The sequence below is a fragment of the Microcoleus sp. S13_B4 genome, assembly GCF_036700885.1.
In the GTDB taxonomy this organism is placed as follows: Bacteria; Cyanobacteriota; Cyanobacteriia; order Cyanobacteriales; family Microcoleaceae; genus Microcoleus.
Genome location: NZ_JAUBPU010000030.1, coordinates 43,342 through 69,701 on the forward strand (window position 1 = coordinate 43,342; position 26,360 = coordinate 69,701).

The following is a 26,360-nucleotide window of genomic DNA, read 5'->3' on the forward strand; positions in this document are numbered from 1 at the left end:
AGCAGTCAACAGTCAACAGTCAAGCGCCAGAAAATTAGAGGCTCTGAAATTGAAATAACGTGTCAATATAGAACTGTGAGTTCAATTCTATTCTTTCCTCATGGGCAAACAGCGCGTTCTTTCTGGAGTTCAGCCAACGGGCAATCTTCACCTCGGCAATTATCTCGGTGCCATTCGCAACTGGGTAGAAGGTCAAAGTCAGTACGAAAATTACTTCTGCGTAGTTGATTTGCACGCAATTACCGCCCCGCACAATCCAGCAACTCTAGCCTCCGACACTTACACGATTGCCGCGCTCTATTTAGCTTGCGGGATCGATTTAGAATATTCTACTATTTTCGTGCAATCCCACGTCTCGGCGCACACAGAACTAGCATGGCTGCTCAACTGCATTACGCCGATTAACTGGCTCGAAGATATGATTCAGTTTAAAGAAAAAGCAGTTAAACAAGGTGAAAATGTCAACGCCGGTTTGCTAAATTATCCCGTCTTAATGGCAGCAGACATTTTGCTTTACGATGCCGACAAAGTGCCAGTGGGAGAAGACCAAAAACAGCATTTGGAACTCACCCGCGATATTGTCATCCGATTAAATCATCAATTCGGCACACCCGAAAAGCCAGTATTGAAACTTCCCGAACCGTTAATTCGGACTGACGGTGCGAGGGTAATGAGTTTGACAGATGGCACGCGCAAAATGTCGAAATCTGACCCTTCCGAACAAAGTCGAATTAATTTACTGGATTCGCCAGATACGATCGCCAAAAAAATCAAGCGCTGCAAAACAGATGCCGTGCGGGGTTTGACTTTTGACGACCCCGATCGCCCCGAAGCTAGAAATTTGCTGACACTTTATCTCCTGCTTTCCGGCAAATCTAAGGAAGAAGTAGCAACCGAGTGTGAAAACATGGGTTGGGGAGATTTTAAACCCCTGCTGACAGAGACGGCAATTAATGCCCTCAAGCCAATTCAGGATAAATACAAAGAAATAATGGACGATCCGGGATATTTAGAGTCTGTACTACGTCGCGGAAGAGAACAAGCAGAAGCTATTGCTAATCAAACTCTAACTAAGGTTAAGACCGCTTTCGGTTATTCTTTACCTGTTTAGTTGTTAGTTGTTAGTTGTTAGTTGTTCTTGGTTACTTGTTAAGAATGACAACTACCAACTGCCCACTAACAACTGCCAGCAGTCAACAGTCAACAGTCAACAGTCAACAGTAAAATAACAAATAACCAATAACAGACAAATAATCATGAACCGTTTTCGCACAGCCTGCACCACCCCCGGAGAATTTATAATTACCGCCGAAGTTGCCCCGCCAAAAGGTGGCGACATAACTCACACAATTCAAATGGCTGAACGCCTCAAAAACAGAGTTCACGCAATTAATGTCACAGACGGGAGTCGCGCAGTTTTGCGAATGTGCCCGCTAGCAGTTTCGGCGATTTTAGTGCAGCACGGAATTGAGCCCATTTGTCAAGTTGCTTGTCGCGATCGCAATCAAATTGGCCTGCAAGCTGATCTCATGGGAGCCCACGCTTTAGGCATTCATAATATCTTGGCACTTACAGGCGATCCCGTCAAAGCGGGCGACCATCCTAAAGCAAAAAGTGTATTCGATTTGGAATCAGTTCGGCTGTTGCAAGTTATTCAAAAAATGAACGGCGGCCAAGACTGGAATGACAAACCTTTAACAGACGGAGTTACCGATTTATTTGTCGGTGCAGCAGTCGATCCGCAATCCCCCAGTTGGTCTGGTTTGCAAAGTCGATTTGAGAAAAAAGTAGAGGCTGGAGCACAGTTTTTTCAGAGTCAATTAATTACAGATTTTGAAGTTTTGGATAAGTTTATGCACCACGTTGCTGCGGGCTGCAACAAGCCAGTTTTAGCAGGAATATTTTTGTTTAAATCAGCTAAAAATGCTGAATTTATTAAAAAATACGTGCCGGGAGTTCACATCCCACAAGAGACGATCGATCGTTTAGCAAAAGCTCCCGAACCCTTGCAGGAAGGCATAAAAATTGCTGCCGAACAAGTCAAGCTAGCGCGGCAGATTTGTCAAGGAGTTCACTTGATGGCCGTCAAACGAGAAGATTTAATTCCTCAAATTTTGGATTTGGCAGGAATCGAGCCACTAAGCTAAGATTAAACGTAGGGGCGGGTTTTACTAACTATCAATGCCTAAAACGAAGGATTTCGTAAAGTCGTAAACCCGCCCACTCCTGCGCTACCATTTTGAACATCAATAAAACAATCATGCTTCAAACTGTAGACAATTTAACCACTTCTCCCGCAGCCGAACAACGTTTCACTTTGCGCGGTTTGACATGGCATCAATTCAAGGCTATTCAAGCTGGCTTTGAAGAGGTGGCGAATGTACGCTTATTTTATTGTGAGGGAGTTTTAGAAATTGTGGGCACGGGAAGGTTGCATGAAGCGATTAGGTGTTTGATGGGCTTGCTAATGGGCCAGTATTTTCTGCAAAGAAAAATTGTATTTTTTCCCAGCGGTACTTATAGTCAGATTGTCGAAAATCAAGTCGAGTATCAGGCAGATTTGTCTTATTGTTTCGGAACTATTAAAGATGTTCCAGATTTATGTATTGAGATTGTTATCACTAGCGGTAGTCCGATTAAACTTCAGAAATACCGACTGATGGGAGTGCCGGAAGTCTGGTTTTGGGAAGATGGCACTCTAGAGCTTTACCATCTGCGAGAGGAAGGTTACGATCGCATTACTAGCAGCGAAGTGCTGCCTGAGTTAGACTTGTCTTTGCTTAAACGCTGCATTTTGTTTGCTTCCCCTTTGGATGCGCTTGAGGAGTTTGCTAGAGGAATGGGCGATCGGCAAAATTGACCAATAAACTACTTTTGAAATTGCTTGATCGACTAAAGGGTTATTAAATAGGAGCAACTGGCAATGACTGACTCAGAAATACTTAATTCTGATACGATTAAAACACTAAATACTAGCATATCCGCAGTTACAGTTTACACCGATCGCGCTTTGGTGACGCGCCGCGGTACGGTATCTCTGACGGGAAACGAGCGAGAATTGGCGATCGCCTCTGTACCCGCAACCCTCGAAACAGAGTCAGTCAGGGCCACGGGTGCGGGTACAGTTGCAGTGCGATTGCTGGGAGTGCGAACCGAAACAGTGTTTAGCAGCGAACCAGTGGGCGATCGCACTGCCGAATTAACCCAACAAATTCAGGAATTACAAACCCAAAGACGGGGGATTAACGACAAAATAACCGCCCGAAAAATTCAGCTCAAATTTGTGGAAGGTTTGAGCGAAAAAAGCGTCGGTTTCTTTTCCAGCAGCATCGCCAAACAGCAGGTAGGTTTAAACGAAACAGGCGAATTGCTCAACTTTTTAGGAACTAACTACCTAAAATATGTAAGTGCGATCGCCCAGCACGAAAAACAGCAGCGGGAATTAGACAAGCAAATAGAAGCTTTGCTGCTGCAGTTGCGGCAAGTACACACTCCCCATTCTCAGCAAAGTTTTAACATCCTTGTTGCCATAGAACCAAGCAGCAGCGGCAATTTTGAACTAGAAATTTCCTATGTAGTCATGGGAGCCCACTGGACTCCCCTTTACGACTTGCGAACCAACACTACCAACAACCAAATTAATCTCAATTACCTAGCCGAAGTCAATCAAAATACAGGGGAAGATTGGACGGGAGTAGGGCTGACTTTATCCACAGCCAAGCCGGGAATGGGAACTTTGCCACCAAAACTCGAACCCTGGTTTATTGATACTGTTTACCCCAGATCTACTCAAACCAGAGAACTTATGATGCCACGCAGCCGACAGCCTGCGGAACCAGAAATACCACTAGATTATACAAACTTAGAGTTTTATGAAAGTGCTGCACCTGCTGCTGCCGCACCCGAATCCATAGCAGCTCAAACCGCGATCGCACAAGTATCTAAAGAAGGTGGCACCGTCTCATTTCAAGTAGGCGGAAATACCAAGATTCCCAGCGACGGTACGCCCCACAAAGTGACGATTTTTAGCGAAAATTATCCCTTTAAACCTGAATATATAGCCGTCCCGCGATTAGTCAGTTTTGCCTATTTGCAAGCACTTGTTGTGAATCCGCTGACAGGTGCAACTCTTCTGCCCGGTAAAGCAAATATCTTTCGCGACAACACTTTTGTCGGCAGTGTGCAGTTAGAAAATGTTTCCCCGGGGCAAGAATATAAACTGAATTTAGGAATAGATGAAAGCCTAAAAATAGAGCGGGAATTAGTGGAAAGACAAGTAGATAAAAAACTGATCGGTCAGCAGAGGCGCACAAGTTACGCTTATCGCTTAAATGTGACAAACTTGCATCAGGTGCAGGTACACCTGACACTAAAAGAGCAATTGCCAGTCAGCCGTAATGAACAAATTAAAGTGCGATCGACTCTCACTAATCCGAAGATAGTAGCAGGTGAAATGGGACTGCTAGAATGGATAATGTCTCTGCCGCCGCAAGCAAAACAAGAGTTATATTACCAGTTTGTTGTCGAACATCCTCCCGACTTAACTGTCACGGGTTTAGATATTTAATATTAAGTAGGTAAAAAGTGGTTTCTAATCAGGACTTTAGTCCTTATTAGCCAGAACTATGAGGACTGAAGTCCTGAGAAACTATCAAATCTAGCGGTAATTTGTAAACTGCAAAGCCATCGGATAATCTTCTTGCTTCAACCGTTGAATTACCAACTGCAAATCATCCTTATCCTTAGCCGAAACGCGCACTGCATCACCTTGAATCGAGCCTTGAATCTTTTTAAACTCATCTCGAATTAATTTAGTGATTTTCTTGGCAATTTCCTGGTCAATCCCTTTTTTCAGTTTGATTTCTTGGCGTACTCTAGTACCACTAGCCGCTTCAATTTTCCCATAATCAAAAATTTTTAGAGACAAATTGCGCTTGGCGGCTTTAGTTTGCAAAACAGTGTGAATTGCATCGAGAGTAAATTCGCTGTCCGTATTGACAGTAATTGATTCGGCGCCCAATTCTACAGTGGTTTTGGTATCTTTCAAGTCGTAACGGCTTTGAATTTCTCGCGTTGTTTGGTCAACAGCGTTAACTAATTCTTGCCGATCGAACTCGCTGACAATATCAAAGGAATAACTAGCAGCCATAAATTAGTAATTGGTAATGGGTAATTGGTAGTTGCTAATGGGTAATTGGTAGTTAGTAGTTGGTAATTAGTCATTAATTAACCTTCTCTTAACTAATGACTAATGACTACAGACCACTGACTAATAATAATTAATTAGCCATTAACAGCCATTAAACTGAAATAGAATAAAGTAGCTGTGCAAGAAGAACTAATCGCAAACATGAGCGATCGCCCCAGCGGCACATTCAGAATATAGAAAACCGAAAACAACAACCGGGCGATCGTAAAAGCGATCGCAGCCCAACCCGCCGCCTCCGAATCTACCCCCGTCACAAAAGCCATCAAAGCCGCCGCTGAAAACAGCATAAACGTCTCAAACGAATTTTGGTGAGCCCAAGTTGCCCGCTGAGCGTAAGCAGGCAACCTCTCAAACATAGCGCGGGGGGCTGCTTGGTCGTAGCCTAGCTGCAAGCGGGCGAACGCAACCACCAAAAACGGTGCGTAAACCAGCGCAGCAGCAGCAGCAATACAATCAAGCAGAATAACCGACACAGGTAATCCCAACAGCATCATCCGCCTCGCAGTTCAATCAAAATAGAACAGAGTAACTACCTTGCGCTGTTCCTCCGCATCCTGGCAAGTTTTCAGCAAAGTGTGGCTTTCGTGAAAAGCAAAACATATCAGTTGCTGGCAGCGAGAAATAATCTCCTGATTGCACATGGCGCTTGCTTCGGGAAGAGACAAGCTATCATTTTTGGGATTTTCTACCAAATGTATCACTTGTTCGAGTTGGTCACGAGACTCCCGGGGCTGGCGACTCATGCTTTGCGGCAAAATCACCGTCAGCAGATTAGGATCTGCTCGCATTGCCCCCCGAATTGCGGCTGAATTGGTGCCTGTAGCGCCAGAAGTGATGAGCTGATTGCCTCCCAGAACTATGGCATAGCTCAGCATCTCGATTAGCTGCTGGTGGGTAATAGGAACGTGGCGAGAACCCAAAAGAGCAATCCGCTTGGAGCTGGTTTGCTGGATCGCCGCAAGTTCTTGTAAAAAATCATCTACTCTGGGTAGCTCAATTGATTGACTCAAAGAATTTATTAAATTAAATAAAACTACGTTGTGGATTTTAGCAGACTCACTAGCCATTGCCGCCAAAAAGAAGTTAAGAATTGCTGATTGACGGCCTCAGACTAGAGGATCTGGAGATTTGAGGAAGCCAGAAGGCAGAAGGTCTGAAGACATTCGGCAGCCCCAGCTCAAGGTAGAATTCAAGAAAAATTGAGAATTTAAGAATTTTGGCTTTTTATTTATTTAAACAAAAAGTTCTCTCTGCCGAATACCTTCTTCCCTCAGATCCGGCTCTCTTATTAATGGACTCGATCGCTTAGGCCCAAAGATGCCATTAGACCCTCAAGGTCAAAATGTTCTGCCATTAGCTGAGTAACGCATTCCACCTTGATCGGTTCGTGTAGGCGCACGCTGCCAAAGGTGCTGTCGATAATTTCCACCGTGGTTAAGGTATCCAAATCAACAGACAAAACTGGAATTTCCATTTCTTCTGCCCTGCCGATAACCAAGGGAGAAGGAGGCAAGTGGCCTGTCAAAATTAAGCACTGAGTCGAGCTTTCCAGAGCCGCTAGCTGAATGTCAGTGCGATCGCCCCCCGTCACCACCGCCATATTTCTCGCTTTGCGGAAATACTTCAGAGCCGAACTAACATTCATCGCGCCAATTGTCAAGGTTTCCACCATCAAGTCCAAACGGTCTCTACGGCACAGCACATCAGCTTTCAATTGGTGCACCAATTCTTTGACGCTGACACTTCGCAGCAAAGCACTTCTCGGCAGCATTCCCAAAACAGGAATACCCGCAGCCTCCAGAAAAGGCCGCACAGTCGCCGTTACGGATTCGAGTTTGTCCGAGGGAACGTCGTTGAGTACCACGCCCAGCAACCGCGAACCCAAACGCTGTTTAGCCGACAGCAAATCGTCTATATAAAGATCGATCGGGCGGGCTACCAACAACACAGAAGCATCAACTGCCTCAGCGACTTGAGCCAAAGACAAGTCAAACAGACTGCCTTCCTCCAAATTAGCTGGGCCTTCTAACAGCACCAACTCTCCGCTGGGAGCTTGCAAATATTGCGCTAAAGACTGGCGGTAATCTATCTTGTCTTCTCCCCGCAAACGCTTGTGAACCGTTTCTTCGTCCAAATACAGCAGTGTTGACGGCATCTGACTTTCTGAAAGCTTCAGCGTCTCTACCGCGAACCGCACGTCTTCGTCCTCTATCCCCGCTCCGTCGGAGCTGAAACAGGTTCCCAGAGGTTTGCCGTAGGCGACGGCCAGTCCTTTTGCCCGGAGTCCGAGTGCCATCCCCAGGGCGATGGCAGACTTGCCGCTGTAAGCTTTTGTGGAACCGATCAGCAAATATTTAGTCAATTTGGGTACGCCTTCAATCCTCAATTTGCACCTGTCTATTTCAATAAATTTAGTTTTTTGTACAGTATTTCTGAACTGCGACTCAATTTTGCAATACAATTATACTCGATTTAGTCGCTTTTGGTCAGATTGTTTTTTTGCCAAAAACTTTTATTCACCTGTTCGCAACCCTTTCCTTCCCATTCTTTTTACTTGATTTTGGGAAAGCACTTTTTGAATTGTTTGTTTTACCAGCCGTTTTTGATAATGATTTATCGCCGCTGCTTCCTTTAAAAACCGATTTTAATTATAAATTTTTTAGCTAGTTTTATTACTGAGGTTAGATATTAATACTGACTTTTATAAAATAAAACTAACAGGGTAGAAGTGGTGATTTCACTAGAAACACCTATTGAGAGGGCTTGGTGCAGTTTTTGTGTGGTATATAGCAATCATAAATCATTTGTGAATTTATTCCCTCCTCCCCTTCGTAAGGCGAGGGTAGGGGTGGGGTAAAAAAAAATACGACTCATTTATGATTGCTATCATACAAGTATTTTGTAGGGATAAAGTCCCGTGCTTGGCTGATCATTCGTGCAGATAATTGAAAATCGATAGGTTGTATTATTAGTTATTAATTATTAGTGCGGTCGCCCGCCTTCAAACTGAGCGGTGGCACTGCGAGCAATAAGCTGTTTAGGATAGGGCTTCTACCTTCTAAACACATAAATTGTCGGGCGGCGTGGGCTGGCATTTCGGCAGCCCAAAGGCTGATTGCGATGCTAGCCCGATCGCAGTTCAAGCGCTGTAGATTGATTTTCCTTGGGGGGATCTACAGCGCTTTCCTCTCAGCTACCGAGTCGCAACATTTGAACGAAATCAGACGGCGCGATTCGCCTAACGGCGATAGCTTCGCTTCACGCACTCGCACAGCACCAATGTCCGAAATAGGCTTTTGGGCTTGTTCCACAACAAAGTACAGTAGTTTTCAATTGTATGAAATACAGGTAGGGAATCAGGCAAAGCCTGATTCCCTACGCGAAATCTGTATCACGCTCAACTGAAAACTGCGGTAGATTTACTTTAGCAGTGGGGATAAGTGCTGACCCCAAAGAGATTATTGAGAATGATCCAACAACTCACTTACTATTTCCGCTTCTCAAATAGGGCTGGCGCACCAATCATGTAATGTTGCCATCGAGGCGTTAGTTACACTATTGGTGCGCCAGTTATAGCGCCTGTCAATCGATTTTAGATTTTAGATTTTAGATTTTAGATTGAAGAAAGCGACCCCACTGATAAATCCGGGGGCTGGCGATCGGGATTCGGAGCTTTTTTCTCGATCCACGAATCAATCCGGGGGCCCCGGATTAAATTGCTTGATTGTCAATTGCAGGCTTTCGGGAATGCGGTTGCGGTGAAAGTTATTCATCCATTCGCATCAGCTTGCGGTAAAACGTTTTAGAAAAATCTACGGTACGAGTTCGCTGAAAAGTCAGGAGAACCTCAATTAAGCAACTAACAAACTCAGAGCTTTGCATAGTCACTTCGTAGCTGAGTTCAGCATTGCCGTCAAACAACACCCGACAGCGGGTTAAATCGATCGGCAGCGACGAGATATTCCAACTAGCGACAAAGGGCACGCTCTCCCCGCCCTCAATTTTTCTTGTCCCCTCCAAGCTTTTGAGCTTGTAGAGGCCAATAGCGTGCGGTAAAAACTTGCGCCTGGGCTCTTGACAGAAAGGCGCGTAGACTTTCACTTCTTTGTCATCGGCTGGCTTGAGTTGAGGAATAGACATATTTCCACCTCAGACAATTATTACTAACAGATAGTTTAGATCCCCTGAAAAAACTAGCAGATATTCCTGGTCGATCGCAAGCAAAAGTCAACCTAAATACTTTATCCAGCGCCTGTTTACCCGGGCAGTACAAGCACCGAACCCGCTGCTTGTCCTCCTGTCGGCTTTCGACAAAATGCCAGAAACTGATACAGTAGATGCTTATCTCTAAAATCAAAAACTATTGGTGGTTGAATCAAGTAACCTATGCAGGAGAGTTCTTGGCCAGAAAACGACGCTCGCAGCGAGCTTAACTTGGACATCTCTGATTTAGCTCACGAAGAGCTCAAGAGTTTGACCTCGCACTCGAAGCTCAGCAAAGTATTTGCTATACCAGACATTGGCGACAGGGTGTTTGACGCGGAAACAAAAGCAGAGCTCCCGGTTGCGGTGTCTGTGCCGGGAACTCCCTCTTTTCCTCAAAATCTGTACCGGGGACGCCGTGGAAAAGCCGCAGCAGTGCTGACTGCGATTTGGGCCGGCACGATAGCCCTGCACTTGATTTCTTGGGGTGCGTGGGTAGTGTGGGGGTTGACGGGACTGCTGTGGATGCAAGCATTTCGAGTGTTGTTTGCTTCGCCCAAGCCTGCACTGCCACCTCTTGCCGATGAAAGTCGAGAGGATTGGCCCTATGTGTCGCTGCTGGTGGCGGCGAAAAATGAGGAAGCGGTGATTGCCCGCTTCGTAGAATCAATCTGCAATTTAGATTATCCGATCGACCGCTACGAAGTTTGGGCGATCGACGATCACAGCAGCGACACCACGCCGCTAGTATTGGAACAGCTAACCAAAAAGTACCCCCAGCTCAAAGTATTTCGCAGAGGAGCAAATGCCAGCGGCGGGAAGTCGGGAGCCCTGAATCAAGTTTTGCCGCTGACTCGCGGGGAATTTGTGGGAATATTTGACGCCGACGCGACGGTAACGCCGGATTTGCTGCGCCGGGTGCTGCCGGTGTTCCATGGAGAAAAGGTAGGGGCTGTGCAAGTCAGAAAAGCCATCGCCAATGCTTCGGTAAATTTTTGGACTCGTGGCCAAGAAGCAGAAATGGCTCTCGACAGTTTTTTCCAACAGCAGCGGATTGCGATCGGCGGCATTGGAGAATTGCGCGGTAACGGCCAATTCATGCGTCGCACCGCCTTGGAAAGCTGCGGAGGCTGGAACGAGGAGACGATTACCGACGACCTTGATTTGACGGTGAGGCTGCACTTAAACCGGTGGGACATTGAATTTCTCGCTTTCCCCGCCGTGTCAGAAGAAGGAGTCACTAACCCTCGCGCTCTGTGGCACCAGCGCAATCGCTGGGCAGAAGGTGGCTATCAGCGTTATCTTGACTACTGGCGGCTAATTTTGCGGAACCGCATGGGAACTGGGAAAACTTGGGATTTATTTGGATTTTGGGTATCTCAATATTTCTTACCCACCGTAGCGCTACCCGATTTTGTGATGTCAATTGCGCTGCGCCGGATGCCGATCGCCAGTCCCATAACTTTTATGACCCTTACATTGTCGGTAGTGGGAATGTTTGTCGGTTTGCGCCGCACTCGCAAAGAGACCAAATTTGACGTAAGGCGAGTTTTTGTCACCTTGCTGCAAACTCTACGGGGTACTGTGTATATGTTCCACTGGCTGCTGGTAGGGACTGTAACGGCTCGGATTGCGGTGCGGCCCAAGCGGCTCAAATGGGTCAAAACCGTCCATCAAGGCGCGGATAGTAGCATCAAGTAAACAATTAGCAGAAATATCTCGGCACAGTATGGCTCAAAGTCCGAAGATTTCCGGAGACAAAAAAACACCAACGCTCGCCAAATATGTATCCGCCAGAGCCTAAGAGTAAAATTTGGCAATTCCGAGAAAAAAACACTTTGAAACAGCTTAGGTAAAGGTAATCAGCGAGCGGTAATAGCGAATAAGTAATCGGCAATACAAAAGTCTAAAATTAAAAGATAAAAGCAATAATTTTTGACTTTTAACTTGACAAAAAACCAATTACTATCTATTAATTATGAATTGCCAATTAGGACGAATTGCTTGTTGCCAACTACCCGTCACCCGTAATTGATAATGGATTTGTTAGAGTACCAAGCTAAATCTTTATTTCGCCAGATGGCAATTCCGATTTTGCCGTCGCAGCGGATTGACAATCTCGCCGACCTCAAAGGACTGAAAATTCCCTACCCCGTTGTACTCAAATCGCAGGTGCGGGCTGGGGGACGGGGCAGGGCGGGCGGTATCAAGTTTGTGGAAAATACCATCGATGCAGTAGCAGCCGCTCAAACAATTTTTAATTTGCCCATTGAGGATGAATATCCCCAAGTCCTGCTGGCAGAAGCAAAGTACAACGCCGACCAAGAATTGTACTTAGCGGTACTCCTAGACCCCGTAGCACGTCGCCCGGTGCTTCTGGGATCGAGACAAGGAGGTATGGATGTCGAAGGGTCGATCGACCAAATGCAGCAAGTTGCCGTAGATCAACAATTTTCCCCATTCTACGCGAGGCGTCTCACGCTGAAAATGGGATTGCAGGGAGACTTGATTCAGTCGGTGAGCACCATTGTCGAAAAAATGTACCGGCTGTTTGTCGAAAAAGATTTAGACCTAGTAGAAATCAATCCTCTCGGCATCAGTCCTACGGGAGAGGTAATGGCTTTAGACGGTAAAGTAACCGCCAACGACGATGCCTTGGGGCGGCATCCAGATTTGGTCGCACTCTCGGGCAAGAGGCAAAGCATCGGGTTGGGACGGGAAAGGAGAAGTCCCCATGCCCCTGGCGATCGCCCCCATTCCCACTCGAAGGTTCCGCACTCGCCGGAGTTTGACCCCAAATCTCAATCCTCAATCTCGAATTCCGAATCCCTGCAATTAATAGAACTAGACGGGAATATAGGGATTTTGTGCAACGGAGTGGGTCTGACAATGGCAACTCTGGATGCTGTAACCCACCAAGGAGGAAAACCAGCTAATTTTGTGAATATTGGTTCCCTAGACCGCTACGATGCAGCAAATGCGCTGCGTGATCGCACGGAGTTGGGTCTGGAGTTAGTCGCTCAGGATAAAAGCGTTAAGGTGATACTTGTAAATATTTTGGGCAGCGCCTCCAAGACCGAGGAAATAATCGCCGCAGTAGCCGGCTATTTGGAACGAAAAGCTCGCGCTAACCGCCATATCCAAGTTGTGCTGCGGCTGGTAGAGATCGATGCTGAGGCTGTTAAAAAGCGTTTGGGACAGTTGCCGGTGCAGCTAGCTAGCACTTTGGATGAGGCTGCGGCCGCTTCTGTATCCTCCGCCAAGTAGCAGCAGTCGATCGGCAAAAAACGAGATTTCTGTACAGATGAAGGCCTTCTGCTTTTTACAGATCGAGTGTCAAGTGGGAAAAAATGAATTTAACTCCTGAAAGCAAAGTCCTAGTACAGGGCATTACAGAATCTCCCGCGTCAACCCGCGCAGCCCTGATGATGAAAGCATACGGCACGAATGTAGTCGCCGGTGTCAGCCCCGGTCGGGGGGGGCTGGAAGTGGAGGGAATTCCGGTTTTTGATTTGGTAGAACAAGCAGTGGCGGCAGTGGGTCACGTTGACACTGCGGTAATTTTTGTAGACGCTTACTCGGTGCTGGATGCGGCGCTAGAAGCGATCGCGGGAGGAATTCGGCAAATCGCGATCGTCACTGGGGGTGTGCCTCCTCTGGATATGGTGCGCTTAGTCAGAAAAGCAGAGGCCACCGAAACTTTGGTAATCGGGCCCAACAGTCCGGGGATTATTGTGCCCGACAAACTGCTGCTGGGAACTCACCCCAAGGAATTTTACACTCCCGGCCCGGTGGGAGTGATCAGCCGCAGCAGCACTTTGACTTACGAAGTTGCCCTAGAACTAACGGAGGCTGGGTTGGGACAGTCGATGGCGGTTTGTATTGGCTGCGACGCGATTGTCGGTTCTTCTTTTATGCAGTGGCTGCAAATTTTGGACGAAGACGACAGTACGGAGGCGATGGTTTTGGTGGGGGAAGTTGGCGGATGGAGTGAACAAGCTGCTGCTTCTTACATCGCTTCGGCGATCGACAAACCCGTGGTGGCTTATCTGGCCGGCCGCTACGCTCCCAAGGGGCCGTCTTTGGGCCACGCCGGCATCCTGATCAGTTCTCGGGCGGCTGCCCAGAAAGCCTTTGGAGTTACGGCCCCAAACAAAATGGCTGCCTTTGAAGAGGCGGACATACCTGTGGCGGCGCGGCCTTCGGAGGTTCCTAAGTTGCTAAAAAAATTGCTAAAGAAAAATTGATTGGTTTGGGATGTGTCACAATAGCCCTAACCCTCTTGGCGGTTGGGATAGGGGTAGGGCGGGGGCGGGTTTTGTCTCAAAATTGTCTGCAAAAGGCCACAACTGCACGTTAAACCGGCCCCTAATACACATTTAGGATTTTTTTACCACAGTCCTCTGACCGGTCTGTCAGGCTGCGGTGCGGGTGCTGGCAAGGGGGCGGGTGCGATGCGGCGGGGCGCGGGAGGCGGAGTTGTTGGCTGCACGCTGCGGCGAGGTTCGATCGGACTTTCGGTGCCAGTTGTTTCAGTGGTGCGAGTTGTCGATCGCATCACATCTTGAAGCAGGCTTTGCAGAGTTCCGGCTATACTCTGAACTTTCCCAACAGCGGTGCGAAGGCTGGCAACATCTACGTAAACCTCGTTGAGAGGATACTTTTTCAGGATTTCCAACAGCGATACCTTACCGTCGTCCCCCGCTGCCAGGATCAGCGCCGCCCGCAGAGCTTTGCCGCTTTCTGTGCGCCGCTGAGTGCGAATTGCTTGACCGATTTGGTCAGTGATTTTTTCTCCCGGGGTGCTGTAAACTACCCTGGCCAGATTAGCAGGCTTTAAACCGATTTCTAGACCCATGAACCCCCGCAATCTTTGCGCGTCCATTTTGGAGAACCGGATAATTTGTCGCAGGGTTGGCGTCGTCGTGCCCTCTTTAGCAAAGTCTTCTAAGTCGCTGATATTGATGGCTTGTCTGATCGGGCCAAAGGTGAGGACAACTTTTTCGGCCCCTAATGCTGTACTGCTGCTAGATAATATGCTCCCGCTTGCTCCTAAAAATAGGGCTATGCCGATCGATACAAATTTTGTTAATTTCATATTCACCGCTAGATTAAAATTATTTTTTCGAGATTTGTACATTTTTGTACATTATAGATGCAGCAGTTATATTCTACAACGTCGCCAGTGTAATTTGTGCCCGCGTCACACCTACAATCTCGACCGAGACTTTTTCTCGATCTTGACTTTTAAAATAAGTAACCACATCTGCCGAAATCTTTTCGCTTCTATTCCTTCTGTCTTCTACCTTCTACATCTCCAGCCTTCTACATCAGAGTGTCTTTCGCCTTCAACATAAGTGCCTTATAAAAATTCTAGGAACTGCCCTGACGGGAGGAGGTTCTTAATTGCACAAACATAAGGGGTCGATTGCTTATTCTTTCTCTCTTAGGCAACTAAGTCCCTCTTCCTTCTTCCCTTTTCCTCTTCCCTCTTCCCTCTTCGTTCTTCCCTCTTCGTTCTTGCTTCTGCTATATGTTGAAAACCAAGCAAAAATCCAAGAAATCCAAACACAAGCACAGCGAAAAAACAACAGCGCTCAGCAAAAAAGAAGTAGCTGCACAAAAACGCAAAATTTCAGAAAAGCGCAATGAATTGGTGCAGGCGATCGCCCTAAGCTGCTTAGTCAGCGTTGCTGTCAGCATCCCCCTGTTGTTCGTCGCCCGCCCTAAGATTGCTATTGCAGGAGGCGCAGCCGCAGCCATCTTGCTGCTTTCCTACAAATACCCCCGTCAAGCTTTGTGGGCTTTTCTAATTTACCTGCCTTTCAGTGGTACAATTACTTACGCAATTGGTGGCGGGAATGCTGCATTTCAAGTAGCCAAAGATGCTTTCTACATACCAGCTCTCATCGCCCTAATTCAAAGCTGCAAAAAGAAACAGTTGCCCCTGTTCATTCCCAAAAAAATGCTTTCTACCTTCAGCATCCTGTTGATGATGGCAATGCTGACTTTAATTTTTGTGAACGGGGAGATGCAGCTCAACCCTATGAAGGGCGACAAACCAATTCTGCAAGGAATTCTCGGCTTAAAAGTATTGATAGGTTACATACCGCTGATTGCTTGTACCTATTATCTGCTCCGCACTAAGAAGGATTTGGTATTTTTTAGTCGAATGCACATCGTTTTGGCGATCGTTTGCTGCCTTCTCGGTTTGATTCAGTACCTATTGCTGCAAAGTGGGAAGTGTGCGGGAACCAGAGGAATGACGGGATCTGAATTATATAAAGCAACCCTGCAAGCTAGATGTTTTGTCGGCGGTTCTTTGGTGTTCAGTCCAGAAGTCAAGTTTGTCCGCTTGCCGGGAACTTTTGTCGCACCTTGGCAGTGGGCGTGGTTTTTAATTTCTCATGCTTTTTTAAGCTTTGCCTCTGCCTTTTGCGATCCTTCATTCTGGTGGCGAGTTATCGGTTTATTTGCCATGGCATTAGTATTTGCCAATGCAGTTATTTCCGGTCAAAGAGCTGCTTTAGTTATGGTTCCCCTTGCTACAGCAATCCTGCTAGTTCTCACTGGTCAATTAGTTAATTTTAAACGATTTATTCCCATCGGTGCCGGACTGGCGATTCTGCTGTTTGTCGGTGCAGCTATTAACCCGGGAATTATCGAGCAGCGGTGGGAGAGTTTTATTCGTCGCTGGAATGCTGCACCGCCCCAGCAGTTTCTCTTTAATCAGTTCGAGCAGAGCAACAATTTTATCATTGACAAACCTTTCGGTAGAGGTGTGGGACGAGCCACTAATTCAACGCGAATATTTGGTACCACGCAGCTAATTGAAACTTTCCAACCTAAGTTGATCTACGAACTAGGTTATCCGGGAATGATTAGTTTTCAGATCATGCTTTTACACTTAGCTTTTTTAACTTTTAGAGCTTACCGATCTGTCAAGGACAAAAGTTTGCGGAGTTACGGAGCTAGTTTTTGGGTGTTTGTTGCATTTATTACGATCAATACTCAATACTATCCGCTGGATGTAGATCCAGTGTCCGTGTATTATTGGGTTTTAGCTGGGGCAATTTTAAAGTTGCCCAAAATTGATAAACAGGTGCAGGATGAAAAACACCAGGAACTTGAGTCAAAGGATTTGGAAGTTCATCAGCAATTAAAGGAGAAAAAAATTATTGCATCTGCCCCAATTTGACGGCTTTGGACGCAGAATCTCTATATTGGAGGTTGGCAGTAGAACTTACCGTTATAAGTAGCACATTAAACAACTTGTGCCTTAAGTCCTTTCTTATTTCACTCGTAAGTTTACTGCGGTTGCCAAACCGGATTGCTAGCATTCAAATCCTTGTCGTTTGTCAATTTAGTCAAGACCAAACCGTCCCGATTAATTACATACAAGTTGCTTTTGTCTCCTGGGATTTCGTTAAATATAAAAGCAATTTGCTGGCTGTCAGTAGACCAAGCTAATTCTGAAATTTCCGACGGTTTTAACCTAGGAGCTAGTTGATTTAGCTGTTTCCCGTCAGCATTGATTGTGTAAAGTTTTTGATTGTTGAACTCTCCGGCCAGGAAGGCAATAAATTTGCCATCCGGCGACCACGAAAGTTGGTCGTAGTTTCTGGGTTTTTGGGTCAGGTTCTTGGCTGTCCCCCGGTTAATGTCGAGTAGGTAGATATCTTGCTGTTCGCCTGCTGAATCGCCGGGTTTATTGTAATAGTAAGCAATGCGGCTGCTGTCGGGCGACCAAAAGAGTTTGACGTTGTAAACCTCATTTTGCGGGTTGTTGGTCAAATTCTTGAGGTTGGTTCCATCGGCATTAATTGTGTAAATTTGCTGTTTGGGATAAGCGCCAAACAAGAAAGCAATTTTTGTGCGATCGGGCGACCAAACAAGTTCACTTCCGCCGGATATATATTCGCCAGGGCTTTTAGTGAGTTTGGTTATTCCCGAACCGTCGGCATTCATTTTGTAGATATTTTTATCCTTGACAAATGCTACCTGCTGGCCATCGGGCGCCAGATAGCATTCCGATGAAATTTCTGTTTTAGCCGGTCGTCCTCCTACTTCCCACTTCCGAACTAATTTAGTTCCTTTAATACCCGAAGTGTCGCTCGTATAAAGTGATTGACTGCCGGGAGAATCTGAGGTAAAACCGTCGCAAGAACGGGCAAAAACAAGTTTTTGGCTGTTGGAAAACCACACTATTTCAAAACTACTTGCTTTGCAAGAATCCCCAGCAAACTGTTTAGTTAGCCCGGAACCGTCAGCCTTGACTGTATAAATGTCAGTGTCTCCGCTAACTAAAGCCAGCCGATCGCCATTGGGCGACCAAACTAGCGTGTAACTAACATCTATATTGGGTGCAAATTGGCGGCGGTTCCAAGCGTTAGTATTGACCACAAATAAATTGTTTCTCATCTCGCTGCCGCGCCTTTGGAGGGCGGTAAACGCTAGTATCCTTTGTTTTTGGGTTGCGGTTGTCGGAAGGCCCTGAAGGCTCAAAAACACGGTGATTGCGAGTGTTAAGGAGATAAGGGCGATCGGCTTAATTCGCAATAATTTATGCAAACGCATTTTGTCAACATCATCTCCTTACTTTTAAATCTTCACAGTCTTCAGTCCTCATATCCCTGACTTCTGAAAGTGCTGGGGGAATATGGCAAATTCTAACTCCAAACTATTACCAATGCCGAATGGCAGCAATGCCCCATTCCCAATGGCCCATTCCCAATGCCCCATTCAAAGTGTTTGTCTGTCGATATGTCGTGACAGCCTCAAACTCTGTTTAATTCTGCCAATAATTAGCTCGAACATTTTTTTGCGGGACGGATTCTTGCTGCTGGGTGGCATCCCTAACTCGCAACACATCAAGTTCAAGTCAGTTGCACTCATAGCCAACAATTTTTGCCTCACCTCTTCTTCATTACCATTCTTAGCTTGTAAACGCAGTTCTTCATAAACTTCTAGAACATTTCCCGCCGATAAATTAGCAAGTTTATTAACATCAGCACCCCTGGGAATATCCGAAGTTTTTGAGCCAGCAGAAATCACTCCCCGCTTGACTTGAGTCTCAAGCCGGGTTAATTTTCGAGCAACGTCCCGCAAGATTTCCTTAAGTTCGCCAATTTCCTCAACTAACCCCCCGCTTTCTTGTTCGGAAGCAGCCAAAATTTCTTTTTTACTCATTTCAGGTACTCCTCACACTCGCGCCATAGTTTTTCAAATTCTCTAACTAATTCTCGCGGCAGTTCTCCCTCATTAATCGCCCGTTTTAGCCCGACGCTTTCGCGAATCGTCGATTCTAAAAATCTAACTTCTATGTTATTATCTTTTGATATCTCATCGCAAAGTCTCTTTACTTCTCTCATATAAAACTGAACTTCATTTGTCAGCAATCCTCCATAGGTTTTAGCTTTATTCATAAACACTGCTATCTTGGGAAACGGATAAGGCTCAATCCGTTTCTGAAGCGAGTTTAAAACTAAACTCAATCCCCTAGAACCAAAATAATCGGGATTGACGGGAATTAATATTAAGTCGCAGCAAGAGAGTACGCTGTAGGTGAGGAGACTGAAGGAAGGTGAACAGTCAAAAAGCATCAAATCGTATTTGGGTAGATTGGCAGAGTTGGCGATTTTGCCGATGAATCTGCGGATGAAGTCTTTAACACTTTTTCCCTCAAATCCATCGATATCCAACCAATACAATTCTTCAACTGAAGGGACAAAATGTAACTGTTCGTCAATCTGATAAATGGTGTCGAAACCAACTGGAAATTTAAAGTTTTGTCCGGCTTTTTTAAAGACTTCGAGAGCGTCGTAAATTGTGAGTCTGTGCTTGAGAGATTGTTCGTACCACTTACCAAATTTGTCATCTAAATGACCTGTATTTTCGTTAAGTCCGATCGCCTCTGTGAGCGACATTTGCGGATCTAAGTCTAACATCAAGACTTCTAAGTCTGTTCCTTGGGATATAATATTTCCCAGACTCCAAGTGACGGTGGTCTTTCCGACACCGCCTTTGAAGTTGATTACGGCTATTGATTTAGGACTCATGGCTGGTTTTGCTTGGATTTTGCTCAAATATAAATTAAAACATATTGTGGCGGTTAGTCGATCGCGCGATCGGCTATGAGAATCGCGATGTGCCGATTGACATAAAAGGCATACTATGATATAGAAATAAATATTAAAATAAAACTCTTAGCCCTCCCAAAGGCGAACTAAAACAGATATATTCTGGATTTAAGGAAAAGGAAAACGGCGATCAAATTCTCGCTCGACTTAATGTTGAAAAAGTTTTATCTAATCGCAATACTTATGGTTTTCCGAAAACCTTATTTGGATAGTGTTTAAAGGCTTTCAGGGAAACATCTACTCATAAATATCAATTTATTCGATAATTAAGTAAAATAACAAAAGCACAATTGGCTAATATATAATTTTTAAAATTATGGCAGGTTGTTACTGCCGATAAAACGTAGGGTGCACAATGTGCACCCTACAAGTTGTTTTAGCGTTTAACCAACTTCTTAGAAACCTTCCGCAAGCGAATTGATTTCGGTGTTACTTCCACCAATTCATCCTGGCCGATGTACTCCAAAGCACGTTCCAAACTCATATCGACTGGCGCTTGCAATTGTGCCAATTCTTCACCGCCAGATGCCCGGTGGTTTGTCAACTGCTTCGACTTGCAAATATTCAGCTCCATGTCTTCATCTCGGTTGTTTTCTCCGATAATCATCCCTCTGTAAACCTTGGTTCCGGGGGTAATGAAAAATACGCCGCGGTCTTCAGCATTTTTCAGTGAATAAGTAGTTGCAACTCCTTCTTCAAAGGAAATCAATACTCCGTTGCGACGGGCGACAATTTCTCCACCGAGGGGGCGATAGTCGAGGAAGCTGTGGTTCATAATTCCAGCGCCGCGAGTCAACCGCATGAACTCGCCTCGGAATCCAATCAAACCGCGAGCGGGGACTGAAAATTCGATTTGGGTGCGACCGGTGCTGCTGACGTGCATATCTTGCATTTCTGCTTTCCGCTGACCGAGGCGTTCGATGCAGCCGCCGACTGCTTCTTCGGGTACGTCTAATACCAAACATTCAAAAGGTTCGCAGGGACGACCGCCGATTTCGCGGTAGATTACTTGCGGCTGGGATACTTGAAATTCGTATCCTTCGCGACGCATATTTTCGATCAGGATTCCGAGGTGGAGTTCGCCACGGCCGGATACGAGGAATTTGTCGGGAGATTCGGTTTCTTCGACGCGCAAGGCGACGTTAGTTTGGAGTTCTCGCATTAGCCGATCGCGAATTTGCCGAGATGTCACCAAACTTCCTTCTTGACCGCAGAACGGCGAATCGTTCACCGAGAAAGTCATCTGCAAAGTCGGTTCATCTACCTTGATTAAAGGCAGCGCTTGCGGGTCGTTGGGGCAGGTAATTGTCTCGCCAATATACGCATCAGCAAAACCGGCAACGGCGACAAGATTACCAGCAGAAGATTCTGGAATATCAATCCGCTTCAGGCCTTCAAAGCCCATCAATTTGGTAATTTTTGATTTGACAATCGCGCCGCTTTCGGTGATTAAGACTGCTTGTTGACCGATTCTAATCGTGCCGTTGTGGATGCGGCCGATGACGATGCGACCGACGTATTCTGAGTAATCTAAGGTGGTTACTTGCAGTTGTAGTGGCTTGTTGGGGTCGCCTACGGGGGGTGGTACGTGGTCGAGGATTTCTTCAAAGAGGGGCTTCATATCTACCCCTTCGTCTTCGAGGTGTTTTTTGGCGTAACCGCTTAAGCCGGAACCGAAGAGATAGGGAAATTCGCACTGATCGTCGTCAGCACCTAGTTCGAGGAACAGATCCAAAACTTTATCGACGGCTTTGTGGGGGTCGGCTCGCTCGCGATCGATCTTATTGACAAATACGATCGGGCGCAATCCTTTTTCTAGGGCTTTTTTGAGCACGAAGCGGGTTTGCGGCATCGGGCCTTCGTTGGCGTCTACGATCAGCAGACAGCCGTCAACCATGCCGAGAACTCGTTCGACTTCTCCGCCGAAGTCCGCGTGTCCGGGGGTATCGACGATGTTGATCAGGGTTTCTCCGTACCTGACGGAGGTGTTTTTGGAAAGGATGGTAATGCCACGTTCGCGCTCGATGTCGTTGGAGTCCATGACGCAATCTGGGATTTCTTCCCCTTCGCGGAAGATCCCGGACTGTCTGAGGAGAGCGTCCACAAGGGTGGTTTTGCCGTGATCGACGTGAGCAATGATGGCGACGTTGCGAATGGGAAGACTCATAATGCGTCTGGAACGTTAAACGGATCTAACTAAAGATTTCTTAATAATTGTAGCGCATGGAGTCAAGGGCCGATCGGGCGCGGCTGCCAGATTGGACTGAGATCGTCGCTAAAATCAAGATTATGGAAGCGCAACCGAGAGAAATTGAGCGTTACACTACCCCTAACCGCAGAGTTCCTTTCGATCGGTGATCTTGAGTTTGCCCAGGTGAAGAAGGTTGGATACGGGGCGATCGCCGATATTAAGATGAGGCTGCAAGTACGATCGACTTTATGGAAGTACAGCCGAGGGAAATTAGACGTTATATTACCCCAGACAGTAGAAATCCTTTCGCAGAGTGGGTTAGTTCCCTTCGAGATTTGAATGCGGTAGTTAAAATTGAGCAAAGCCTTGACCGAGTTCGCTTAGGGAATTTAGGAAACAGCAAGTCTGTTGGGGAAGGAGTCTGCGAATTAAAAATTGATTTTGGGCCGGGGTATCGCGTGTACTTCGGACAATTGGGGTCAACAATAGTTCTTCTTCTCTGGGGTGGGGATAAAAGCACTCAAGAACAAGATATCCGCAAAGCGTATGAGTATTGGAAAGAATATGGAGAACGCGAAAATGCCAACGAGCGATAGTTACCAGGGCTATCTGATAGAAGCGCTCAAGGATAAAATACACGCTGCGGCTTATCTAACAGCGCATTTGGAAGACGAAGAGCCTGAACCTGGTTTGCTGGAACTCGCACTTAGCAATGTATTTGAGGCTCTTGGCGAACCAAATATGTCTACAGAGGATGCTAAATTGCATTTGGAAAAATTAGATGTTTTGTTGTCGGGAGAAGGAAGTGCGACAATTTATGCTTTGGCAAGTTGGCTGAAGGCTCTGGGATTGAAATTAACGGTTGCGGTTGATGAAGGAGATCAACCGGAAGAGGAAGATTCTGTTAGTGCTACTGAGTTGGCGGAAGTTGGTAATGTTTGATTTTGGGCGATCGAGCTTTAAGCTACTAATTAGACCTTAACGGCGCTCGAAGCCCGAGCCCTAAAGCAAGTAGACGATCGCTCTGGAGTATCCTACAATACTGTAAAAAGTTATGCCCGCTCGCCCGGTATGGCAATGGCTGACATCGGTGCTCTCCTAAAATTGGCCCGGACGTTTGATGTGTCGATCGAAGAATTGTTGGATTTTGTCGAAGAGTAACAAATTACACTTAAAATAAACCAGCGCTACCAGCGCCAACCAGTTCGACCTCGCAGGGACGATCGACTGTGGGCCCAAGCAACAGATGCGAGAGTTGGCGGATGGGACGGGGCGAAGTCTGAAAGAAATGATATATTCTCAGCGGCAATTGTAGCTGTTCGATCGCCCATATCGGTCTACAATTTTTAACGTTGAGCCTTATTGAAGTGCAGGAGTGGAGCTGGCTTGGATAACGCTAGTCTGTCAAGAAAACCCCCGCAAGCCTCGGAGCTTGTCGCCGACGAAATTCCAGAAGCAGTGCGAGACCACCCATACCTAGAAGCAGGGCAGAGTCAGTCCAAGAAAAAAGGGCTGATTTGGAAACTGCTAGGGTTGGCCGCATTAGGCTGTGGGGTCAGCATCTGGCTGCACCTCAACTTTAACTTGTTCCCAGCCACCAGTCAGGCAGAGCAAACTCAACAAAACCCAGCACCGGTGAGTTCCGCGTCTGGGTCGGTTGCGAGTCCAGCTACCAAGCCCAAAGCCGGCACCGACCCCGCAACCCCAGACAACCTGCTGGGACACTTGCCTTACCCCGAAGCACCAGCCAAAGACTTGGTAGGCGTCACCCCCGACGGTAGCGTCAAACTTCGCACCTCAGCAGCAGCAAAGTATCAGGAAATGGCCAACGCCGCAGCGGCATCAGGCATTTACTTTGCTCCCATATCCGGCTTTCGCTCCGTGGAAGACCAACAGCACGTATTTTTTGACGTGAAAGCCGAACGCAGGCAAAACGCCAGCAAGCGAGCCGAAGTCAGCGCCCCTCCAGGTTACAGCGAACACCACACCGGTTATGCGATCGACATCGGCGACGGCAGCGCCCCGGATACCAACCTCAGTCCCAGCTTTGAAAATACCCAAGCATTCAAGTGGCTAGAAGCCAACGCCGTCGCCTTCAGCTTTGAAATGTCCTTCTCCAAAAACAATCCCCAAGGCGTCAGTTACGAGCCTTGGCATTGGCGGTTTGTCGGCGACAAGCAAAGCCTCGAAACTTTCTACAAAGCTCATTCCATGAAAAAGTAGAGGCAAGAAGGAAGAAGGAAGAGGGAAGAAGGAAGATTTTCCACATCTCCGGCTTTGCCACTCTCCCACCCTCCCACGGCCCCACTCTACCCATTCTCCCATTTCCCCACTCCTCCACTCCCCCACTCCTTTGAGCAAAACTCGTGATTGCAATCTATCCAGGCAGCTTTGACCCCATAACCTTCGGTCACGCAGACATTATCGAGCGGGGATCTAAACTATTTGATCTGGTAATTGTTACCGTAGTCAGAAACCCCAGCAAAACCCCTCTCTTCACCGTAGAGGAACGGATCGAGCAGATCCTGCGGTCTACCCAACACTTGCCAAATGTAGAAGTAGACAGTTTTGAGGGTTTGACAGTAAACTATGCTAACATTCGACAAGCCAAAGTGCTGCTGCGGGGGCTCCGGGTATTAACAGATTTTGAAATGGAACTCCAGATGGCCCACACCAATAAAACCCTTCTGGGTGAAATTGAAACAGTTTTTTTGGCAACTTCTAACGAGTACAGCTTTTTAAGTAGTAGTGTAGTTAAAGAAATAGCCAAGTTTGGTGGCTCCGTAGATCATCTTGTTCCGAAACACGTCGCCCTAGATATTTACAAATGTTACGCCAGCAGGAACCAACTCGCATCGAACCCGATAGTACCGGCCTCCGCACTGAGAACGAATCACCTCAGAACACAGCCGCCTTCGGAGACCCCACCCGAACCGCAGGAGTAGACATCCAGCGGGAATTGAACAGGCTTGAGGAAATTGTTCTCGACAGCCCGCGAATTCCTATGACCAGACGCACTCTGGTGGATGAAGAACAGTTGCTCGATCAGTTAGACTTGGTGAGGCTAAATTTGCCGATCGCCTTTCAGGAAGCCGAGACGATCATCCGGCACAAGGACGACTTGCTTCAAGAGGCGGAACTTTACGCTCAGGAAGTGATAGAAGCCGCAGAACAACGAGCAGCAGAAATTTTAAACGATATGGGCCTGCTCCAGCAGGCGAAGATAGAGGCAGATCAGTTGCGCCAGCAAGTTTTGCTCGACTGTGAGGCAATTCAGCAGGCCACGCTGGCGGAAGTCGAACAAATTCGCTACCAGGCTCAAGAGGAATTGGAAGAGATGAGAGTCAGGGCGATGGCTGAATGCGAGGAAATTCAAAACGGAGCCGACGATTATGCTGACCAAGTGCTCGATAATATCGAGCACAAGCTGAGCGATATGCTGCGCGTGATCCGCAACGGGCGCGATCAGTTGGATAGTGTTTCTGCGTCGCACATCCATCACAACAACGGTTAGCCAACAGTTAACTCATGGCTGGAACCTTTCTAAAAGTCTACCTAATTTAGGTAGATTTTTTTCGGAATAGTCTTTATAGTCTTTCTTCCTCAATTCCAGCACTCGGTGACTTATTGTTGCTGAGATAAGTTTTGTGAAGAGAAAAGCAAATATAAGATTTTATGATACCCTGCTCATCAAACAAAAAATTCCTAATTTGATTCAAATTTTTACAATCTAATTTTTACGATGCAAAAAGTTTCTCATCGGTTCGCTGAATTTGATTTGAGCCGAGCTTTAGCGATCGTCAGTGTGGTGATTACTCATGCTGGGTTCTTGGCATTTCGCGATCGCAGAATTTTATTTGTGGCGATCGATACATTTCAACTATTTTGCGTACCTGCATTTTTACCAGGGTAAGCGCATCTAATTTGGTAGTTAAAAATACAGATAATTTGGCACATTTATATAATCACAGATATCGTTTGAGGATCGGAGATGTTATCTAGTAGACTGGTGAGTACAAAGTTTCTATCTTACTTAGTAGGTCGGTCTTATGGCATCAGGTTTCACCTCTGACAAACACAGGATTAAAAGGTCAAAAAAATTGAGTATAGCTCAGGCAACTGAACTGACAGAAAAAATGGCATTAGTATTTGCCCAAATCAAAGACCCCCGTAACTGCTCACCGCAACTGCGTTGCGGTATCGCCAATGATGGGTCATAGCTGGCCGGGGAGCAACTGTGGTAAGAGTTTGAGCCAAAGAGGTTAAAATAGAGTATAGTAGCTGTCATGCCGAATCCAACAGCGCTGACAAACCAACCAGTAGAGATACCCATTGTAGTAGAGAAGATGGCTATTGCAGTGTTGTCTTTGGGAGAATGGCTACTAAAACAACAGCAGCAGCTCAAACAGCAACAACGAAAACTGGCAGAAAAACAACGCCTGATCGAAGAGCAGCAACAGGAGATTGAACAGTTAAAAGAAGCGTTAGAGAAGCTAAAAAACCGCACCTCATCAAACAGTTCTACTCCCCCATCAGCAGAACTGCTCCTCAAGCCCAGCGACAAAAGCAAGCGAAAAAAAGGAAAAAAACGCGGCCCCAAATATGACCATCCGGGCAA

General features: G+C 46.6%; 26 protein-coding genes and 2 pseudogenes. 17 read left to right on the forward strand and 11 right to left on the reverse strand.

What is annotated here, in order from left to right; all coding sequences use genetic code 11:
* Positions 1-100: 100 nt before the first annotated feature.
* The 4 genes from trpS (at position 101) to QT994_RS16760 (ending at position 4,567) form a co-directional block, all read left to right on the forward strand.
* On the forward strand, positions 101-1,111 hold the full coding sequence (gene trpS / locus QT994_RS16745; RefSeq protein WP_006634695.1) for a tryptophan--tRNA ligase: 1,011 nt from the start codon (positions 101-103) through the stop codon (positions 1,109-1,111).
* A 145-nt stretch (positions 1,112-1,256) separates the two neighbouring features.
* Positions 1,257-2,147 carry a methylenetetrahydrofolate reductase gene (locus QT994_RS16750; RefSeq protein WP_333048563.1) on the forward strand — a complete coding sequence of 297 codons (891 nt, stop codon included), beginning with the start codon at positions 1,257-1,259 and terminating at the stop codon, positions 2,145-2,147.
* Positions 2,148-2,260: 113 nt separating this feature from the next.
* Positions 2,261-2,860: a Uma2 family endonuclease gene (locus QT994_RS16755; RefSeq protein WP_333176291.1), complete on the forward strand. Its 600-nt coding sequence runs from the start codon at positions 2,261-2,263 to the stop codon at positions 2,858-2,860.
* A gap of 63 nt (positions 2,861-2,923) precedes the next feature.
* Entirely contained in the window at positions 2,924-4,567 is a 1,644-nt protein-coding gene (locus QT994_RS16760) for a mucoidy inhibitor MuiA family protein (RefSeq protein ID WP_333176293.1), read from the forward strand.
* 90 nt (positions 4,568-4,657) lie between these two features.
* Here QT994_RS16760 and QT994_RS16765 read toward each other — a convergent pair whose 3' ends face one another.
* From QT994_RS16765 to ebsA, 5 genes are all read right to left on the reverse strand, one after another.
* Positions 4,658-5,149 carry a YajQ family cyclic di-GMP-binding protein gene (locus tag QT994_RS16765; protein WP_333050086.1) on the reverse strand — a complete coding sequence of 164 codons (492 nt, stop codon included), beginning with the start codon at positions 5,147-5,149 and terminating at the stop codon, positions 4,658-4,660.
* A 134-nt stretch (positions 5,150-5,283) separates the two neighbouring features.
* On the reverse strand, positions 5,284-5,700 hold the full coding sequence (locus QT994_RS16770) for an MAPEG family protein (RefSeq protein WP_333050089.1): 417 nt from the start codon (positions 5,698-5,700) through the stop codon (positions 5,284-5,286).
* Positions 5,701-5,715: 15 nt separating this feature from the next.
* Complete coding sequence (locus tag QT994_RS16775; RefSeq protein WP_039887610.1) at positions 5,716-6,219, reverse strand: hypothetical protein; 504 nt, start codon at positions 6,217-6,219, stop codon at positions 5,716-5,718.
* 278 nt (positions 6,220-6,497) lie between these two features.
* Positions 6,498-7,595, reverse strand: a complete 1,098-nt coding sequence (locus QT994_RS16780) for a phosphotransacetylase family protein (protein ID WP_333050088.1) — start codon at positions 7,593-7,595, stop codon at positions 6,498-6,500.
* 1,379 nt (positions 7,596-8,974) lie between these two features.
* Positions 8,975-9,349 (reverse strand): type IV pilus biogenesis protein EbsA, encoded by a 375-nt coding sequence (ebsA, locus tag QT994_RS16785; RefSeq protein WP_333050085.1) that lies wholly within the window; start codon positions 9,347-9,349, stop codon positions 8,975-8,977.
* 246 nt (positions 9,350-9,595) lie between these two features.
* Between ebsA and QT994_RS16790 the strand changes: the two genes are divergently transcribed.
* From QT994_RS16790 to QT994_RS16800, 3 genes are all read left to right on the forward strand, one after another.
* A complete protein-coding gene (locus QT994_RS16790) occupies positions 9,596-11,113 on the forward strand; it encodes a glycosyltransferase family 2 protein (protein ID WP_333176295.1) in 1,518 nt (505 codons plus the stop codon).
* Between the two features lie 336 nt (positions 11,114-11,449).
* Entirely contained in the window at positions 11,450-12,679 is a 1,230-nt protein-coding gene (locus QT994_RS16795) for an ATP-grasp domain-containing protein (RefSeq protein ID WP_333176297.1), read from the forward strand.
* 83 nt (positions 12,680-12,762) lie between these two features.
* Complete coding sequence (locus QT994_RS16800; RefSeq protein ID WP_333050082.1) at positions 12,763-13,659, forward strand: CoA-binding protein; 897 nt, start codon at positions 12,763-12,765, stop codon at positions 13,657-13,659.
* 143 nt (positions 13,660-13,802) lie between these two features.
* Here the strand turns inward: QT994_RS16800 and QT994_RS16805 are convergent, their stop codons facing one another.
* Positions 13,803-14,510, reverse strand: a complete 708-nt coding sequence (locus QT994_RS16805) for an alpha/beta hydrolase (protein WP_333176299.1) — start codon at positions 14,508-14,510, stop codon at positions 13,803-13,805.
* Positions 14,511-14,945: 435 nt separating this feature from the next.
* On the opposite strand from QT994_RS16805, the gene hpsL reads away from it, so the two are divergent.
* Entirely contained in the window at positions 14,946-16,610 is a 1,665-nt protein-coding gene (gene hpsL, locus QT994_RS16810; RefSeq protein ID WP_333176301.1) for a hormogonium polysaccharide biosynthesis protein HpsL, read from the forward strand.
* A 110-nt stretch (positions 16,611-16,720) separates the two neighbouring features.
* Here hpsL and QT994_RS16815 read toward each other — a convergent pair whose 3' ends face one another.
* The 4 genes from QT994_RS16815 to typA form a co-directional block, all read right to left on the reverse strand.
* Positions 16,721-17,989 (reverse strand): DUF5050 domain-containing protein, encoded by a 1,269-nt coding sequence (locus QT994_RS16815; protein ID WP_333176303.1) that lies wholly within the window; start codon positions 17,987-17,989, stop codon positions 16,721-16,723.
* A gap of 165 nt (positions 17,990-18,154) precedes the next feature.
* Complete coding sequence (locus tag QT994_RS16820) at positions 18,155-18,601, reverse strand: hypothetical protein (RefSeq protein ID WP_333176305.1); 447 nt, start codon at positions 18,599-18,601, stop codon at positions 18,155-18,157.
* Positions 18,598-19,470 (reverse strand): ParA family protein, encoded by an 873-nt coding sequence (locus QT994_RS16825; protein WP_172192852.1) that lies wholly within the window; start codon positions 19,468-19,470, stop codon positions 18,598-18,600. The genes QT994_RS16820 and QT994_RS16825 overlap by 4 nt, the downstream gene beginning before the upstream one ends.
* Positions 19,471-19,927: 457 nt before the next feature.
* Positions 19,928-21,718 (reverse strand): translational GTPase TypA, encoded by a 1,791-nt coding sequence (gene typA, locus QT994_RS16830; RefSeq protein WP_333176307.1) that lies wholly within the window; start codon positions 21,716-21,718, stop codon positions 19,928-19,930.
* Between the two features lie 144 nt (positions 21,719-21,862).
* On the opposite strand from typA, the gene QT994_RS16835 reads away from it, so the two are divergent.
* From QT994_RS16835 to QT994_RS16850, 4 genes and pseudogenes are all read left to right on the forward strand, one after another.
* Positions 21,863-22,081, forward strand: coding sequence for a hypothetical protein (locus QT994_RS16835; protein ID WP_333176322.1), 219 nt, complete (start codon positions 21,863-21,865; stop codon positions 22,079-22,081).
* Positions 21,991-22,338, forward strand: a complete 348-nt coding sequence (locus QT994_RS16840) for a type II toxin-antitoxin system RelE/ParE family toxin (RefSeq protein ID WP_333176309.1) — start codon at positions 21,991-21,993, stop codon at positions 22,336-22,338. The genes QT994_RS16835 and QT994_RS16840 overlap by 91 nt, the downstream gene beginning before the upstream one ends.
* Positions 22,322-22,684 carry a transcriptional regulator gene (locus QT994_RS16845; protein WP_333050067.1) on the forward strand — a complete coding sequence of 121 codons (363 nt, stop codon included), beginning with the start codon at positions 22,322-22,324 and terminating at the stop codon, positions 22,682-22,684. Before QT994_RS16840 ends, QT994_RS16845 begins: the two co-directional genes overlap by 17 nt.
* Positions 22,685-22,756: 72 nt before the next feature.
* A pseudogene (locus QT994_RS16850) lies at positions 22,757-22,903 on the forward strand (helix-turn-helix domain-containing protein); the annotation flags it as partial.
* A gap of 26 nt (positions 22,904-22,929) precedes the next feature.
* Here the strand turns inward: QT994_RS16850 and QT994_RS16855 are convergent.
* A complete protein-coding gene (locus tag QT994_RS16855) occupies positions 22,930-23,073 on the reverse strand; it encodes a hypothetical protein (protein ID WP_333176312.1) in 144 nt (47 codons plus the stop codon).
* Between the two features lie 55 nt (positions 23,074-23,128).
* On the opposite strand from QT994_RS16855, the gene QT994_RS16860 reads away from it, so the two are divergent.
* The 5 genes and pseudogenes from QT994_RS16860 to QT994_RS16880 all read left to right on the forward strand — a co-directional run.
* On the forward strand, positions 23,129-23,965 hold the full coding sequence (locus QT994_RS16860) for a M15 family metallopeptidase (RefSeq protein WP_333176314.1): 837 nt from the start codon (positions 23,129-23,131) through the stop codon (positions 23,963-23,965).
* A gap of 143 nt (positions 23,966-24,108) precedes the next feature.
* Complete coding sequence (gene coaD / locus QT994_RS16865; RefSeq protein ID WP_333176316.1) at positions 24,109-24,687, forward strand: pantetheine-phosphate adenylyltransferase; 579 nt, start codon at positions 24,109-24,111, stop codon at positions 24,685-24,687.
* Positions 24,570-25,256, forward strand: coding sequence for a DivIVA domain-containing protein (locus QT994_RS16870; RefSeq protein ID WP_333176318.1), 687 nt, complete (start codon positions 24,570-24,572; stop codon positions 25,254-25,256). Before coaD ends, QT994_RS16870 begins: the two co-directional genes overlap by 118 nt.
* A 228-nt stretch (positions 25,257-25,484) precedes the next feature.
* Positions 25,485-25,655 (forward strand): hypothetical protein, encoded by a 171-nt coding sequence (locus QT994_RS16875; RefSeq protein WP_333176320.1) that lies wholly within the window; start codon positions 25,485-25,487, stop codon positions 25,653-25,655.
* 373 nt (positions 25,656-26,028) lie between these two features.
* A pseudogene (locus QT994_RS16880) lies at positions 26,029-26,360 on the forward strand (IS66 family transposase); the annotation flags it as partial.

What these genes read in the sequence shown, in the direction of transcription:
- QT994_RS16825 (WP_172192852.1), bottom strand. Translation starts at nt 19,470, where the DNA reads ATGAGTCCTAAATCAATAGCCGTAATCAACTTCAAAGGCGGTGTCGGA.
- QT994_RS16770 (WP_333050089.1), bottom strand. Translation starts at nt 5,700, where the DNA reads ATGCTGTTGGGATTACCTGTGTCGGTTATTCTGCTTGATTGTATTGCT.
- QT994_RS16795 (WP_333176297.1), top strand. Translation starts at nt 11,450, where the DNA reads ATGGATTTGTTAGAGTACCAAGCTAAATCTTTATTTCGCCAGATGGCA.
- QT994_RS16800 (WP_333050082.1), top strand. Translation starts at nt 12,763, where the DNA reads ATGAATTTAACTCCTGAAAGCAAAGTCCTAGTACAGGGCATTACAGAA.
- QT994_RS16805 (WP_333176299.1), bottom strand. Translation starts at nt 14,510, where the DNA reads ATGAAATTAACAAAATTTGTATCGATCGGCATAGCCCTATTTTTAGGA.
- QT994_RS16855 (WP_333176312.1), bottom strand. Translation starts at nt 23,073, where the DNA reads ATGGGCGATCGAACAGCTACAATTGCCGCTGAGAATATATCATTTCTT.
- trpS (WP_006634695.1), top strand. Translation starts at nt 101, where the DNA reads ATGGGCAAACAGCGCGTTCTTTCTGGAGTTCAGCCAACGGGCAATCTT.
- QT994_RS16760 (WP_333176293.1), top strand. Translation starts at nt 2,924, where the DNA reads ATGACTGACTCAGAAATACTTAATTCTGATACGATTAAAACACTAAAT.
- QT994_RS16755 (WP_333176291.1), top strand. Translation starts at nt 2,261, where the DNA reads ATGCTTCAAACTGTAGACAATTTAACCACTTCTCCCGCAGCCGAACAA.
- QT994_RS16870 (WP_333176318.1), top strand. Translation starts at nt 24,570, where the DNA reads ATGTTACGCCAGCAGGAACCAACTCGCATCGAACCCGATAGTACCGGC.
- QT994_RS16845 (WP_333050067.1), top strand. Translation starts at nt 22,322, where the DNA reads ATGCCAACGAGCGATAGTTACCAGGGCTATCTGATAGAAGCGCTCAAG.
- QT994_RS16815 (WP_333176303.1), bottom strand. Translation starts at nt 17,989, where the DNA reads ATGCGTTTGCATAAATTATTGCGAATTAAGCCGATCGCCCTTATCTCC.
- QT994_RS16820 (WP_333176305.1), bottom strand. Translation starts at nt 18,601, where the DNA reads ATGAGTAAAAAAGAAATTTTGGCTGCTTCCGAACAAGAAAGCGGGGGG.
- ebsA (WP_333050085.1), bottom strand. Translation starts at nt 9,349, where the DNA reads ATGTCTATTCCTCAACTCAAGCCAGCCGATGACAAAGAAGTGAAAGTC.
- typA (WP_333176307.1), bottom strand. Translation starts at nt 21,718, where the DNA reads ATGAGTCTTCCCATTCGCAACGTCGCCATCATTGCTCACGTCGATCAC.
- QT994_RS16790 (WP_333176295.1), top strand. Translation starts at nt 9,596, where the DNA reads ATGCAGGAGAGTTCTTGGCCAGAAAACGACGCTCGCAGCGAGCTTAAC.
- QT994_RS16750 (WP_333048563.1), top strand. Translation starts at nt 1,257, where the DNA reads ATGAACCGTTTTCGCACAGCCTGCACCACCCCCGGAGAATTTATAATT.
- QT994_RS16875 (WP_333176320.1), top strand. Translation starts at nt 25,485, where the DNA reads ATGCAAAAAGTTTCTCATCGGTTCGCTGAATTTGATTTGAGCCGAGCT.
- QT994_RS16765 (WP_333050086.1), bottom strand. Translation starts at nt 5,149, where the DNA reads ATGGCTGCTAGTTATTCCTTTGATATTGTCAGCGAGTTCGATCGGCAA.
- QT994_RS16840 (WP_333176309.1), top strand. Translation starts at nt 21,991, where the DNA reads ATGGAAGTACAGCCGAGGGAAATTAGACGTTATATTACCCCAGACAGT.
- hpsL (WP_333176301.1), top strand. Translation starts at nt 14,946, where the DNA reads ATGTTGAAAACCAAGCAAAAATCCAAGAAATCCAAACACAAGCACAGC.